Origin of the sequence: Saccharothrix obliqua (assembly GCF_019375475.1) — a bacterium.
Classification (GTDB): Bacteria; Actinomycetota; Actinomycetes; order Mycobacteriales; family Pseudonocardiaceae; genus Actinosynnema; species Actinosynnema obliqua.
The window spans coordinates 157,287-170,746 of sequence record NZ_JAHXGQ010000009.1 but is presented as its reverse complement, the minus strand read 5'-3'; the positions used below and the strand labels follow the sequence as shown (position 1 = coordinate 170,746).

Below are 13,460 nucleotides of genomic sequence, written 5' to 3'. Positions count from 1 at the left end.
ACCTGGGGTTTTGTCAGCGGGACGTGCGGTCGGCGAGCTGTTCCAGCACGGTGGTGAAGATCCGGCGCTCGGCGGCGGGCACGGCCGCCAGGAACTCGTCCTCCATCGCGCGGACGCCCGCGCGGCACGCGGCGAGCACGGCCCGTCCCGGTTCGGTGAGCGCCACGACCCGGTTGCGGCGGTCCGCCGGGTCCGGGGTGCGGCTGAGCAGGCCCCGGCCCTCCAGCGCGTCGAGGATCGGGATGAGGCGGGTCTTGTCGCGGCGGACGGTCGCGGCCAGCTCGGCCTGGGTCGGCGCGGCGCCGTCCTCCAGCGCGGAGAGCACGACGTACTCCCACATGCCGACACCGCGCGCGGCCAGGATCGGGGTCTCCGCGTCGATCATCGCCCTGGTCAACCGGGCGAACGACGCGCCGAGGTCCTGGCGCCGTCCGGTCACACCCGCGACGATACCGCTTGACCAACCATCTACAGGCGCAGATAGTAAGCACATGCATACGATTATCGGGCTGCACCGCCGCGCGGTGGACGCCGTCCGCCCTCTCGTCGCCGCGGTCACGCCCGCCGACCTCGACCGGCCGACCCCGTGCGCCGACTGGGACCTCCGCGCCCTGCTGGCGCACATGATCGGCCAGGACCACGGCTTCGCCGCCGCCGTGCGTGCCGACGTCACCGCCGAGGCGTTCGCACCACGAGCCCCCTCACCCGCCGCCCACGCCCGGTCGGCGGACCTGGTCGTCACCGCCTTCGCCGCCGCCCCCGACCGGCAGGTCCTGCTGCCCGAACTGGCGGGCCGCCGCTTCCCCCTGCCCGTCGTGATCGGCTTCCACCTGGTCGACACGCTCGTGCACGGCTGGGACGTCGCCGCGAGCCTCGGCACCGGGATCGACTACCCGGCCGACCTGGTCACCGCCGCGCTGCGCCAGGCCGAGCACATCCCGGACGGCCCGACCCGCACCGCACCGGGCGCGCCCTTCGCACCCGCCCTCCCGACCGCGGCGGACGCCCCGGACTGGCACCGGACCCTCACCCTCCTGGGCCGCGACCCCCACTGGACCGCCCGATCGGCGGAGAACGCCCTGCCGCAGTGACGACTCGTGGCGGTTCGCGGCCCGCCGTTGCTCGTCCCGGGTGGTTGCCGGCACCCGTTCCGGCGGTCCTGGGGCTCGATCGGCGACCCGCCACCGTACGGTCGTCTTGGCGCACGGGAGGGCGCATGGCGACCGAGGGCGGGGAGCAGCGCAACGAGCTGACGGGTTCGGTTTCCGGCGGTGCGGTGCAGGCGGGCACGGTCCACGGCGGCGTCCACATCCACGCGGTCGCCACCCCGCCACCGCTGCCGCGCCAACTGCCCGCCGAGCCGGCCCACTTCACCGGCCGCGCCGCGGAGCTGTCCGCGCTGGACGCGGCAGGCGCGCGCGGCGGCCGGACGTTCGCCGTGCTGAGCGGCCCGGGCGGCGTCGGGAAGACCGCACTCGCCCTGCACTGGGCACACCGGCGGCGCGACCGGTTCCCGGACGGGCAGCTCTACGTCGACCTGGCCGGGTTCAGCGGCGGCGAGCCGGTGACCCCCGCCGAGGCGCTGGGCCTGTTCCTGCGCGGGCTGGGCGTGCCGCCGGAGCGCGTGCCCGCGGAGCCGGCCGAGCAGGTCGCGCTGTACCGGACGCTGACCGCGGACCGGCAGCTGCTGGTGCTGCTGGACAACGCCCTGTCCGCCGCGCAGGTCCGGCCGCTGCTGCCCGCGGCGCGCGGCAGCGCCGTGCTGGTGACCAGCCGCGGTCGCCTCACCGGCCTGGTGGCGGAGGGCGCCCGCCTGCTCGACGTCGGACCGCTGGCCGTCGCGTCCGCGATGCGCCTGCTCGACCTCGCCGTCGGCGGCAGGCGCATGACGACCGAGCGCGTGCCCGCGCGGCGGCTGGTCGCCCTGTGCGGCGGGCTGCCGATCGCGCTGCGCGTCGCGGCGGCCCGCCTGGTCACCCGGCCCCGCTGGTCCGTGGAGCGCGTCGTCGCCGAACTGGACGACGAGCGCGGTCGGCTCGCGGTGCTCTCCACGTCACCGGAGCTGTCCGTCCGCAGCACGTTCGACCTGTCCTACCGGGCGCTGCGACCGGCGGCGGCGGCGCTGTACCGGCGGCTGGCCGCGCACCCCGGCCAGGACTTCGGGCCGCGGGTCGCGCTGGCCGTGCTTGACGACGCCCCGCCGGACGTGCTGGACGAACTCGTGGAGGGCTCGCTGGTCGAGGAGGTGCGCGAGGACCGGTTCCGCTTCCACGACCTGGTGCGCCTGCACGCGCGGGACCAGGCCGAACCCGCCGAGCGCACGCGTGCGTCGCGGCGGATGCTGGAGTGGTACCTGGCCGCGGCCCGGGTCGCGGACCTCGTCGTCACCCCGTACCGCGACCGGTTGCCGTACGAGTTCTCCGCGCCGCCCACGCGGCTGCCCGCGGTGGACCGCACCGGGGCGTTGGACTGGCTCGAAGCCGAGCGGGCCAACCTCATCGCCGCCGGCAGGCTCGCCCTGGAGCACGGCTGGCCCGACCTCGCCTGGCAGCTCGCCGACGTGATGTGGCCGCTGCTGCTGCACCACAAGCACTACCGCGACCGGTGGGAGATCAACCAGCGGGGCGTCGAGGCGGCCCGCCGGTGGGGCCAACCGGTCGCCGAAGCCGTGATGCTGCGCAGGCACGGCATGGCGCTCGCCACCGCCGGCCGCCCGGACGAGGCCGAGCACCACCTGGCCGCGTCGCTGGCGGTCGCGACGGCGGCGGGCGACCGGCGCGGCGCGGCCGACGCCCGGGAGAGGCTCGCCCTGCTGCACCTGGAGCGGGGCAGGCCGGCGGAGGCCCTGGCCGGGCTGGAGGAACTGGTCCGCACCAACCGCGAACTGGGCGCGGACCGCAACCTGGGGCTGACCTTGACCCACCTCGGCGACGTCCTCGGTCGGGTAGGGCGCGTGCCGGACGGGCTGGCCGCCCTCCGCGAGGCGGCGGCCCTGTTCGACGGGCTCGTCGAGCCCGACCCGTACAACCGGGCCCGCGTCGCCGTCGCCGAGGCCCGGCTGCACCAGCGCGCGGGGCACCCGGCCGAAGCGACCCGCGTGGGCGCCGCCGTGCTGGCGGACATGGTGGCGCTGGGCTCGGACCGGGGCGCGGCCGAGGCGCACGAGGTGCTGGCCGAGGCGGCCGACGACCCGGCGCGCGCCGCCGAGCACTGGCGGCGCGCGCTGGCCCTGCTGACCGCCCTGGGGTCACGGCGGGCCGAGGAGGTCGCCGCCCGGTTGCGCGGGATCGAGCCGTCCGCACGGTGAGGGCGCGCCGCGGTGGTGTTCGCACCACAGCGGCAGGCCGTGCCGCCGCAGCAGCCCGAGGTCCAGCCCGGCGACGTGCCACGTGTGCAGCGTGTCCACCACCGCGCACCACATCCCGTCCGCGGCGACGCACGGCACGTCGGCGGACGTGAACGCCAGCACCTGCCCGCCGGTGACGGCGGCGACCACACCGGCACCGGTCACCCCGACCGCGAGTTCCGCGAAGGGGTTGCGGTGCAACAGCGACAGCAGCCGGACCGGGTCCGCCGTGGCCACGACGAACACGTCGGCGAGCGACGAGCGGGTCACCACCGCACCGCCTCGACCGGCGTCAACGCCCGGTGCCGCCCCGGTTCGGGCAGGTCGAGCAACCGGTACACGGCACGCCGCAACTCGGCGGCGGACCGACCCGGGCAGGACGTGAGGCGGTCCCGGACCGGCCCGGCGAGGTCCGGCGCGCCACGCGCGGCGGCCTCGAGCTGGGGCGCCACCGGCCGGTCGAGCGCGAGCCGCGGCGCCGACCGGCGCAGCAGTTCCTGCGCGGAGCCGTCGCCCAGCACGGCGGCCATCGCCGCGTCGGCGAGCAGCACCGGCGTCCCGAGCGCCGCCGCGTACACCCCGACCGAACCGTGGTCGGCGATCACGTCGTCCGCGGCCACCACCGCCGCACGCCAGTCGAAGCCGGGGCCCACCAGCACCAGACCGGCGTCCCGGCAGTCGGCGAGCCACGCCTCCACCTGACGCACGCCGTGCGCGGACCACGCGGCCGGGTGCAGCATCGCCGCGACCCGGAACCCCTGGCCCCCGAGTTGTTCCAGCAACCGGGGCAGCAGGTCCTCGAAGCGCGCGAACAGCGAGTCCAAGCCCCACGTGGACGTGACCACCACCAGCCGCTCCCCCGCCGTGACGCCCAGGGCCGCCCGGTAGTCGTCCCTCCGGGGCAGGCTCGCCACCATCCGGTCGTAGCAGGGATCGCCCGCCACGACCGCGACGTCCAACGCCTCCGGGCACTGCCTGCGCAACACGTCGCGTTGGTGCTCGTGCGACAACACCAGCGCGGCGGGCAACACCTCGCCGTTGTGCAGCAGCCGCTGGGCGTCCAGGCCGTAGACCTGCGGTGGACCGGCCGTGGACACCGACTTCCCGTAGCCCGCGCCGTGCGGCATGAGCACGATCGGCGCGTGCACCATGTGCAGCGACCCGTAAGACGCGGTCAACGCCAGGTCGAACCGCTCACGGCTCGCCTGCTCCCACGGCAGCACCACACCCCGCACGCTGCGCAGGAACTCGTCCACACCCATGGAGAACGTGTCCGGCGCACGGCTGAACGTGACCTGCACGCGCAGGTCGCTCTCGATCATCTCCACCGCCTCCAACACCCGCTGGCCACTGGTGACGGTGTGCACCAGGGCCAGCACGTCCCGACTCTTCCCCCTGGTGACCCATCGGCTCGCGTCGATCCCGACCGGCACCCGCAACCATTCCGCACCGCTCATGCGGTTCCCCCTCCCGCTCCGGTGGGACAAGAGTCGTGGTCGGGTTTGCCGGAGAACTTGCAGTCCACTTGCACGGCCGATCGACGGCCCCCCGTCCCCGAACCGGAGCAATAACCCCGACTCGGCTGCGGAATCGCGGCGCGCTGCTCCACACTGACTTTCCGCGGCGCCCCGCCGGCGAAGGGAGACGCTGGTGGAATTCAAGATCCTCGGCAAGACTCGATTACACACCGAACGGAATGAGATCAATCTCGGCGGCACCAAGCAACGTGGCCTGCTCGCATTGTTGCTGTACCACGTGGGCCACCCGGTCCAGGTGACGGACATCGGGCGGACGCTGTGGCGCATCGAGGTCCCGGACCTCATCCGCACTCGACTCCAGCCACTGGTCAGCAGGCTGCGAAAAGTGCTCGACGAGACCGACTGGAAAGGACGGATAGCCCGCGAGGGCGAAGCGTACCGACTGGAACTGGATTCGGATCTGATCGACTACCACCGCTTCCGCAAATTAGCGGAAAGAGGCCGTGCGGCGGCTGCCGCCGCAGACCACCGGACCGCCAAGACAGTTCTCGTGGAAGCACTCTCGTTATGGCGGGGCCGACCGCTCGACGAACTCGAGGGGCCATGGGCCGACCATTGCCGCGACCAGATGGAAAGATTCGACTTGCGCATCGCCTGGCACACTCTGCTGGACAGCAGGCTGCAACTGGGTGAGCACGTCGAGGTGCTCGGCGACGCAGGCCGGCTGAGCCGCGCCCACGCGACCGACGAGACGTTCGCCCGGCTCTACATCCAATCGCTCGACAGGTCGGGCAAGCACGTGGAGGCGTTCCAGGCGCACAGCGAATTCCGCGAGCGCCTGGTCGAACTCACCGGTGCCGAGCCCGGCCCGGAGCTGCGGCGGGTCTACCGCGACCTGCTGCGCAAGCAGTCGGGCGCGGACCCGGTGCCCGACACCAGGGTCCACCTCGTGCCCAGGGACCTCCCGCGCGACGGCGCGAACTTCACCGGCCGCCAAGACCTCCTCGCGCGGTTGGACTCGGTGCTCGACGCGGGCGACCAGCAGGTCGTCGTCCTGCACGGGATGCCGGGGATCGGCAAGTCACGGCTGGCGGTCCGCTGGGCGCACCGACAGGCGCACCGGTTCCCCGACGGACAGGTCGTGGTGGACCTCCAGGGTTTCGGCCCCGGTACCGCACCGGCGACGGACGACGTGCTCGGCATCCTGCTGGCCAAGCTGGACACCCGGCCCGTCCCGACCTCCGCCGTCGACCGCCGCAACCGGTTGCGGCAGGCCCTCGCCGGCAAGCGCGTGCTCCTGGTGCTGGACAACGCCCGGGACAGCACCCAGGTCCGCCCCATCCTCGACGCCACCACCTCGTGCTTCACGATCATCACGACCCGCACTCGACCGCTCGGCCTACCGGTGCGCGATGACGCGCAGGTCGTCCACGTACCGCGGCTGTCACCGGTGGAGTCCGCCGCCCTGCTCCGCGGCGTGATCGGCACCCAGCGCGCCGACGAGGCCCCGGCGGCCGTGGCCGAACTGGCGTCCCTCTCCGACGGCCTCGCGCTGGCGCTGCGGATCATCGCCCAGCACGTGGCGGACCGACCGGAGACCGCCATCGCGGACCTCGTCGCGGAGTTCCGCGAGCAGGAGGGACTCGGTGTCCTCGGTTCCCTGGACGACGCCGACGACGCGGACGCCACTTTGCCCGCCGCGTTCTCCTGGTCCTACCGGGCACTGCCCGCCGACACCGCGCGGGTGTTCCGGCTGCTCGGGCTGCACCCGACGACCGAGTTCGACGTGGGCGTGGCCGGCGCGCTCATCGGCGAAGCGGAGAGCGCCGCAAGCCGCCACCTGCGGCGCCTGACCAAGGCGAACCTGCTCCAGCACGGCACCGCCAAGCGCTTCCGACTGCACGACCTGCTGCACGGGTACGCCGTCGACCTGCTGCGTCACGAGGACGCCGGGCAGATCAAGGCCGCCCTGGGCGGCATGTTCAACCACTACCTCGGCAAGGCGGTGGCCGCGTGCCGAAAGCTCGTGCCGGATCGCGCGGCGGAGCGCCCGCTGGCCGGCGTGCCGGAGGCAGCGCCGTTCGACAGCGTCCAAGCGGCCCTGGAGTGGTTCGTCAAGGAGAGGGCCAACCTGGTCGCAGCGGTGCCTCATGCCGTGCGGTGCAACCTGCACGAGCATTCCTGGCGCCTCGCCGCGAACCTGCACGCCGCGTTCGACCGGCTCGGCTACCACTCTGACCTGCTGGTCTGCCTCTACGCGGCGCACAAGGCGGCACTGCTGCTCCGTGACCGGGAAGCGCAATGGGGCACGTTGGCCAATACGGGGACCACCTTGCTGCGACTGGGCCGGGTCGAGGAGGCGATCAACGCGTACGACGAGTGCCTGATCGCGGTGCGCGAGCTGAACAGACCGGATCTGGAGGGGATGACGGAGCACAACGTCGCGGGGGTGTACCTGGAGTGCGGCCGGATCGACCGGGCGATCACCTTGTTCGACCGGGTCTTGCGCACCGCCCAACGACTGGGGATGCGATCGCTCGAGGGAGCCGCCCTGTCCCAACTCGGCCTGGCCCACCGCCGTCTCGAGCGCGACGACATGGCACTGGGCTTCTACGCCCGGGCCCGCACGGTCTGGCAGTCCATCGGTCAACAACACGGCGAAGGTGTTGCCCTCTACCAAATCGGCATCATCTTGCATCGGCACGGGCGCGCCGACGAGGCGTTGCAGCGACTCCAGGCGGCGCTGGCGGTCACCGAGGCGGGCGGCGACCGGGCCCGCATCGTCGAAACGCTCACCGCTTTGGCGGAGGTGGAGTACGACCGGGGCGCCTACACCCAAGTCCTGGCGCACGCCGAACGCGCCGTCGAACTGGCCGCGGAGTTGGGCGACGACCCGGTGCACGGCCGGGCACGGGCGCAGCACGTGGCCGGCCATGCGTTGGTAGCGCTCGGTGACACCGATGCCGCGGCACAGCGCTGGTCCGATGCGCTCCAGTTGCTCGGCGCGGACAGCGTCGAAGGCAACCTCATCGTGGAACACCTGGAAGCGTTGCGCGCGCACGTGATCCCGGATCCACGCATACCGGCGGGCAAACTGATCAATACCACCAGCACGAACGTTACTCACCGTGATCAAATAGTGTAGGGGTAACGGCTCGGCCGAGCTACTCGACGCAGTCGGGCAGGACCGGACGCCTACCCGGCCCACCACCCAGCGACTCCAGCGGGTGACGGCTCGACCCACCCCCGTGACGGGATTCCACCAGGCATGGCCTACGCTCGCCGACGTGCAGAAGATCATGAGGTTCGTCGCCGTCGCGGCTGCCGGAGCGGCAGTGACCATCGCGGTGACGTCTCCGACCCTGACCGGCGTCGTCGTGGGGTGGATCACGCTGATCTACTGAAGGCTCAGCGGAACACGGCTGATCAGCCGAACGCCAGGCTGATCCGGCGGTTCGCCAGCAGGCGGGTGCGGCGCACGTCGGCGTCGACTCGCGCGTCGGGGTTCCGATCAAGGCGTTCATACGATTTCGCGAGCAGCCAATGCGCGGCCTCGGCGCCGATGGCGCTCAACGGCCCGTACCCGGCGAGCCGTGCACGTGCCAAGGCCACGTCACGGGCGACGAAGGCCTTGCGCACCACGCCACCGGAAAGCTCGTCGATCATGAACACCATGCCGTGCTCGTCCACGAACCGGTACTCGCACAACAACACCAGGTAACCGGCATCGACGGAACGGTCGCAGACCCATGCGCAGCCGGCCGTCAACGGTGGTTGTTCGGGGGACACGGCGTCCGCCGCCCACTCACGCGGCCGTCCCGTCAGCAACGCTGCCAAGACCTGCAACAGCCGGTGGTTGCGCCGGCTCGGCAGGGACACCGCGTGCGTCACGATCCCCGCCCAGAACTCCTCGTCGGCGACGACGTCGGCCACCGCGGTGCTCACCGTCAACTCCGCCGCCAACGGGTCGGTGAGCTGCGGCAGGCCGCGGCAGCGGTCGACCACGGCGCGTTGCGCCGGGTTCAGCGGACTCCCCTGCGGGCGGCGCACCACCACGATCGGCCGTCGCGTCGGGCGCAGCTTCTGGCGGCTCACCGCGCGAGGCTGGCACGCCGCCCGTCGTACCGGCCGCAGCGACACCACGTCACCGGGGAGAATCACCCTCGTGAACTCCCTGCGTGAGGCGATCCGGCGAGCCGCGGCGAACCGGCGTGCGCCGCTGCCCCGCACGGCCGGCCTCACGCCGACCGAAGTGGACGGTGCGGTGCGCACCGCGCTGGACGAAACCCTGGACCGCTTGTGGGACCACGGTTGGCTGCCCGTGGACGTGTACGAGGTCGTCCGCCGCAACGACGACGAGCGCGCGCTGTCGTTCCTGGTGGACGCGATAGCCCGCAACACGTCGTCCTACACCGCGCTCGACCCCCGTTGGCGTGACCAACTGGCGGAGATCGGGGCGACGGTCTGGTGGGACGAGTCGGAATCCCACCTGCACCAGTGGGCGACCAGGCACATCGAACTGCCGGATGACGCCGTGGCAGTCGTCGTGTCGTTGCTGGGCACCCTCTACGGCCTACCCGCCCTGCCCCTGATCGCGCCCCGCCCCGGCACGCCACTGGCCGCCATCGCGCACCACAGCGTCGCCCCGAAGATCCTCAAGCGCGTCCGCTCCCTGCTCGCCAAGGCCGAGTCCACGCCGTACCCCGACGAGGCGGAGGCCCTGTCGGCGAAGGCGCAGGAACTCGTCACCCGGCACGCCCTGGAGCGGATGCCGGACGAGCCGGCGACCACGACGTCCCGCCGGTTGTGGCTGGACAAGCGCTACTTCGACGGCAAGGCGCAGGTCGTGCACGTGGTGGCCGAGGCGAACCGTTGCCGTGCCGTGGTCTACGACCTGGGATTCGTGGCCCTGGTGGGCGAGGAACTGGACCTGGAGATCGTGGAACTGCTGTCCGCGTCCCTGCTGGTGCAGGCGACCCGGGCGATGGTCGCGGCCGGCGACAAGGCCCGCAAGGGCGCCGAATCCCGCTCGTTGGCGTTCCGGAAGTCCTTCCTGCTGTCCTACGCGCACCGCATCGGCGAACGCCTCAAGGCCGCCAACGAGCCCACCGCCGACGATCGCCTGCTCCCCGTGCTGGCCGCCCGCCGCAAGGCCGTGGACCAGCTCTTCACCACCCTGTTCACCAACACGACCACCAAGACGACCGCGGTCCGCAGCGCGGCGGGCTGGGACGCGGGCCGCGCGGCGGCCGACCACGCCGACCTGGACGTCGACCGCCCGTGAGAGCCGGGCCGTCCTGACCTGCGACTCCCCCGACTGTCGGTGCCGGTCCGTAATCTCTGCGTCATGACCACCGCCCTCGACGTCCGCCGGATCTTCAACGTCACCCAGGAGACCCGGCTCCACTTCAACGGCTGGTTCAGCGACCACAAGCACGTCGCGGCGCTGGTCATGAACCACGAGGCCGACGTGGTCCTCCGCGTGACGCCGCAGGACGTGGTGGAGGCGTGCATAACGGTCCCGCGCACCGGCCCGCCACCGGACGTCCTCGACATCCGCGGCTGGCGACCCGATTTCGCGTTCACGCACGTCGCCCACCACGTGGTGGAGACGCTGGGCCGATTACCGGGGTGGGCGGAGTTCCGGGACTTCTGCGAGTCCGACGAACGCACCCGCTCCATGCTCTGGACACCCGCGCAGGAGGCCATCGCCGGAGCACGGGCCGAACGACCGCTGGCGCGGAAAGCCATGCACCACAAGGTGGTCACCGAGTTCAGCGCGTTCCTGCGCCACACGTACGTGGTCGCCGAACTGCGGCGCAACGGGCTCGACGTGCGCGTGCACCCGTTGGCGGACGTGGTGTTCCGGGTCGACGCGTGGGTGGAGCGGCTGATCCTGAACCCGCGGGGCGGGCCGCAGCGGTCGGCCGACCTGCTGGTGCACGCGATGCCGCCGTTCTTCTTCCACGACCTGGGTTTCACCGAGTCCGAGCAGGTCGGCGCGGTGGCGTTGCCGAGCCGTCGGCAGCTCGACCGGGCCGTGCGGAGCCTGCGCGCCGTCCTGTACCCGTCGTGAGCCATCATGGCCCGGTGCCGAAGCTGGAGACCACGGACGACGTCCGCGCCAGGATGAGCAGGCAGCGGTCCAAGGACACCGAGATCGAGGTGGCGTTGCGCCGCGAGCTGCACCGGCTCGGCCTGCGCTACCGGGTCCACCAGCGGCCGGTGCGCGCGGTCCGGCGGGAGGCCGACGTGGTGTTCGGCCCGAGCAAGGTGGCGGTCTTCGTGGACGGCTGCTTCTGGCACGGGTGCCCGGAGCACGGCACGTGGCCCAAGAACAACCGGGAGTTCTGGCGCACGAAGATCGAGACGAACCAGGCGCGGGACGCGAACACCGACCAGCGGCTGGCCGAGGCGGGCTGGCTCGCGATCCGGGTTTGGGAGCACGAGAACCCGACCGAGGCGGCCGATCGGGTCCGGGAGGCGGTGCTCGCGCGCCGCGGTGGGCTAGCCTGAGCCCGTGCTGTCCATGATCGACCTGTTCGCCGGCTGTGGGGGCATGACCTCCGGGTTCACGTCGGCGGGCGGGTACCGGCCCGTCATGTCGGTCGAGTGGGACCTGCACGCGGCGGCGACCTACGCCGCGAACTTCGGCGAGGACCACACGCGCTGGTCGGACATCGCGTCGATCCCGGACCACGAGATACCCCGCGTCGACGTGATCGTGGGCGGCCCGCCGTGCCAGGGGTTCTCCAACCTCGGCTCGCGCGACGTCAACGACCCGCGCAACTCGCTGTGGCGCGAGTACCTGCGGTTCGTCCGCAAGGCCCGGCCCGCGGTGTTCGTGATCGAGAACGTCGACCGCTTCCTGTCCTCGACCGAGTTCGCCCTGCTCCAGGCCGAGACCGAGGGCTACGAGCTGAGCGCGGGCATCCTGCTGGCGGCCGATTTCGGCGTGCCGCAACGCCGCCGCCGCGCGATCGTGATCGGCTCGCGCATCGGGCACATCCCGCTGCCCACACCGACCCACCCGCGGCAACGGTGGCACACCGTGCGCGAAGTGCTCCACGGCCTGCCCGAGGTGCCCGTGACCACGGCGCTGCCGACATCGTCGGTGGAGTTCTTCGGCGTCACCCTGCCGGGCCGGCACAAGAGCCCCGACCTGCACATCGGCCGCACACCGACACCCCTGTCGCTGGAGCGCTACCGCCACGTGCCACCGGGCGGCGGCCGGTTCGACCTGCCCGACGAGCTGCTGCCGCGCTGCTGGCGGGAGAAGAAGACCGGCACCACCGACGTCATGGGCCGGATGCGGTGGGACGAGCCGTCGCTCACCATCCGCACCGAGTTCTACAAGCCCGAGAAGGGCCAGTACCTGCACCCGCAGTGGGAACCGGGTGAGCACGGGCACCGCGTCGACCGCCCCATCACGCACCTGGAGGCCGCCCGCCTCCAGTCGTTCCCGGACGACTTCGAGTGGTGCGGCACCAAGATCGAGGTCGCGCGGCAGATCGGCAACGCCGTCCCACCGACCCTCGCGCGGGCCATCGCCCACCACCTCAAGCCCTACCTGACGGGTGCCGAACCGTCCGCCCCGGCCTGCCCCCTGTGCTTGAAAAAGGGCATCTGACCAGCCCAAACCCCGAATTGTCGTACCCCCGGTCTACTGTCATCCCCATGACGACGACCACGTACGAATCCCACACCAGCATCGGCGCCACGACCTACCGCCTGCGCGCGTCCACCGGCCCGGACCTGTTCCTGGAGCTGTCCGGCACGGACCCGTCGGGCCGCACCGTGGCGAGCGGCGACCTGCACCTGCCCGCGGCGTCGGGCGCGGTCGTGGGCAAGCTCCTCGGCCAGGTGCTGGACGCGCTCGGCAAACTGGGCGCGCCACCAACGGGCGCCCGCCGACCGCGGCCCGCGAACGCCAACCAACCCTGGACCACCGGCCAGGACGCCGACCTGCGGACCACCTGGCTGTCCTCCCCACCCACCACACCCGCCGTCGAACTCATCCGCACCCTCGCCAAGCAGCGCGAACGCTCCCCGACGTCCATCCGCGCGCGGCTGGCCAAGGTGGGTTGCGACCCGGATGTCGTCGGCAGGCCCCTGAGCCCGGTGGGGGCGGACCTGCTCGGAGTTCAGGGTCGAGATCAGGGCGAGGTCAGGGGCTCACCCGATCCGGTGACGGAGGGGCAGGGGTGATGCTCGTGGGGCAGACGTAGTTCGAAGAGGGGACCCCACGTGGAGATCACCGGCATCATCTCGGCGCTCATCATCGGCGTGATCATCGGCGGGTTGGGGCGGCTCGTCGTGCCGGGCAGGCAGCGGATCTCGTTGCTGATGACCATGCTGGTCGGCATCGCGGCGGCGCTGGTCGGCACGTTCGCGGCGTCGGTCATCGGCGTGGCCGACACCGACGGCATCGACTGGATCGAGTTGGCCCTCCAGGTGGGTCTGGCCGGCGTGGGCGTGAGCGCCCTGGCCGGCCGGGCGAGGTCCCGGCAGCACTAGTCGCCCTGCCTGGTGGTGCCCTGTCTGGCGGTGCCCTGTCTGGCAGGCACCGCCAGGCCCCTCCGCCGGTCCAACCCCGGCGACACCGTTCGACCCACGGCGGCACCGCTCGGTGTCGG

13 protein-coding genes are annotated in these 13,460 nt (G+C 72.4%); 9 read left to right on the top strand and 4 right to left on the bottom strand.

Annotated elements, in window-relative coordinates; translation table 11 throughout:
- Positions 1–13 precede the first annotated feature (13 nt).
- Complete coding sequence (locus tag KZQ38_RS26320; RefSeq protein WP_308258599.1) at positions 14–439, bottom strand: MarR family winged helix-turn-helix transcriptional regulator; 426 nt, start codon at positions 437–439, stop codon at positions 14–16.
- A gap of 52 nt (positions 440–491) precedes the next feature.
- Between KZQ38_RS26320 and KZQ38_RS26315 the strand changes: the two genes are divergently transcribed.
- Both KZQ38_RS26315 and KZQ38_RS26310 read left to right on the top strand, forming a co-directional pair.
- The gene (locus KZQ38_RS26315) at positions 492–1,091 is read left to right on the top strand and encodes a TIGR03086 family metal-binding protein (RefSeq protein WP_219445481.1); all 600 of its coding nucleotides are present in this window, start codon (positions 492–494) and stop codon (positions 1,089–1,091) included.
- Positions 1,092–1,216: 125 nt separating this feature from the next.
- Positions 1,217–3,307: an ATP-binding protein gene (locus KZQ38_RS26310; protein ID WP_219445479.1), complete on the top strand. Its 2,091-nt coding sequence runs from the start codon at positions 1,217–1,219 to the stop codon at positions 3,305–3,307.
- On the opposite strand, the gene KZQ38_RS26305 is transcribed toward KZQ38_RS26310, so the two are convergent.
- Together KZQ38_RS26305 and KZQ38_RS26300 are read right to left on the bottom strand one after the other, a co-directional pair.
- A complete protein-coding gene (locus KZQ38_RS26305) occupies positions 3,248–3,616 on the bottom strand; it encodes a hypothetical protein (RefSeq protein ID WP_219445476.1) in 369 nt (122 codons plus the stop codon). The two genes, KZQ38_RS26310 and KZQ38_RS26305, sit on opposite strands and share 60 nt — an antisense overlap.
- Positions 3,613–4,803, bottom strand: coding sequence for a hypothetical protein (locus KZQ38_RS26300; protein WP_219445474.1), 1,191 nt, complete (start codon positions 4,801–4,803; stop codon positions 3,613–3,615). The genes KZQ38_RS26305 and KZQ38_RS26300 overlap by 4 nt, the downstream gene beginning before the upstream one ends.
- 193 nt (positions 4,804–4,996) lie before the next feature.
- Here KZQ38_RS26300 and KZQ38_RS26295 point away from each other — a divergent pair, with 193 nt between their 5' ends.
- On the top strand, positions 4,997–7,969 hold the full coding sequence (locus tag KZQ38_RS26295; protein WP_219445472.1) for an AfsR/SARP family transcriptional regulator: 2,973 nt from the start codon (positions 4,997–4,999) through the stop codon (positions 7,967–7,969).
- 281 nt (positions 7,970–8,250) lie between these two features.
- On the opposite strand, the gene KZQ38_RS26290 is transcribed toward KZQ38_RS26295, so the two are convergent.
- The gene (locus tag KZQ38_RS26290; RefSeq protein ID WP_308258598.1) at positions 8,251–8,919 is read right to left on the bottom strand and encodes a hypothetical protein; all 669 of its coding nucleotides are present in this window, start codon (positions 8,917–8,919) and stop codon (positions 8,251–8,253) included.
- A gap of 70 nt (positions 8,920–8,989) precedes the next feature.
- Here KZQ38_RS26290 and KZQ38_RS26285 point away from each other — a divergent pair, with 70 nt between their 5' ends.
- From KZQ38_RS26285 to KZQ38_RS26260, 6 genes are all read left to right on the top strand, one after another.
- Complete coding sequence (locus tag KZQ38_RS26285) at positions 8,990–10,108, top strand: DUF2786 domain-containing protein (protein ID WP_219445468.1); 1,119 nt, start codon at positions 8,990–8,992, stop codon at positions 10,106–10,108.
- Positions 10,109–10,171: 63 nt separating this feature from the next.
- Positions 10,172–10,900 carry a hypothetical protein gene (locus KZQ38_RS26280; protein WP_219445467.1) on the top strand — a complete coding sequence of 243 codons (729 nt, stop codon included), beginning with the start codon at positions 10,172–10,174 and terminating at the stop codon, positions 10,898–10,900.
- Positions 10,901–10,953: 53 nt separating this feature from the next.
- The gene (locus tag KZQ38_RS26275) at positions 10,954–11,340 is read left to right on the top strand and encodes a very short patch repair endonuclease (RefSeq protein ID WP_219445783.1); all 387 of its coding nucleotides are present in this window, start codon (positions 10,954–10,956) and stop codon (positions 11,338–11,340) included.
- A gap of 13 nt (positions 11,341–11,353) precedes the next feature.
- On the top strand, positions 11,354–12,454 hold the full coding sequence (locus tag KZQ38_RS26270) for a DNA cytosine methyltransferase (protein ID WP_219445782.1): 1,101 nt from the start codon (positions 11,354–11,356) through the stop codon (positions 12,452–12,454).
- Positions 12,455–12,501: 47 nt separating this feature from the next.
- Positions 12,502–13,032 (top strand): hypothetical protein, encoded by a 531-nt coding sequence (locus tag KZQ38_RS26265; RefSeq protein WP_219445465.1) that lies wholly within the window; start codon positions 12,502–12,504, stop codon positions 13,030–13,032.
- Between the two features lie 39 nt (positions 13,033–13,071).
- On the top strand, positions 13,072–13,341 hold the full coding sequence (locus KZQ38_RS26260) for a GlsB/YeaQ/YmgE family stress response membrane protein (protein ID WP_219445463.1): 270 nt from the start codon (positions 13,072–13,074) through the stop codon (positions 13,339–13,341).
- Positions 13,342–13,460: the final 119 nt, after the last annotated feature.

Excerpts from the sequence above, each read along its gene's own strand:
- KZQ38_RS26315 (WP_219445481.1), top strand. The coding sequence starts at position 492 with ATGCATACGATTATCGGGCTGCACCGCCGCGCGGTGGACGCCGTCCGC.
- KZQ38_RS26310 (WP_219445479.1), top strand. The coding sequence starts at position 1,217 with ATGGCGACCGAGGGCGGGGAGCAGCGCAACGAGCTGACGGGTTCGGTT.
- KZQ38_RS26300 (WP_219445474.1), bottom strand. The coding sequence starts at position 4,803 with ATGAGCGGTGCGGAATGGTTGCGGGTGCCGGTCGGGATCGACGCGAGC.
- KZQ38_RS26280 (WP_219445467.1), top strand. The coding sequence starts at position 10,172 with ATGACCACCGCCCTCGACGTCCGCCGGATCTTCAACGTCACCCAGGAG.
- KZQ38_RS26275 (WP_219445783.1), top strand. The coding sequence starts at position 10,954 with ATGAGCAGGCAGCGGTCCAAGGACACCGAGATCGAGGTGGCGTTGCGC.
- KZQ38_RS26270 (WP_219445782.1), top strand. The coding sequence starts at position 11,354 with ATGATCGACCTGTTCGCCGGCTGTGGGGGCATGACCTCCGGGTTCACG.
- KZQ38_RS26265 (WP_219445465.1), top strand. The coding sequence starts at position 12,502 with ATGACGACGACCACGTACGAATCCCACACCAGCATCGGCGCCACGACC.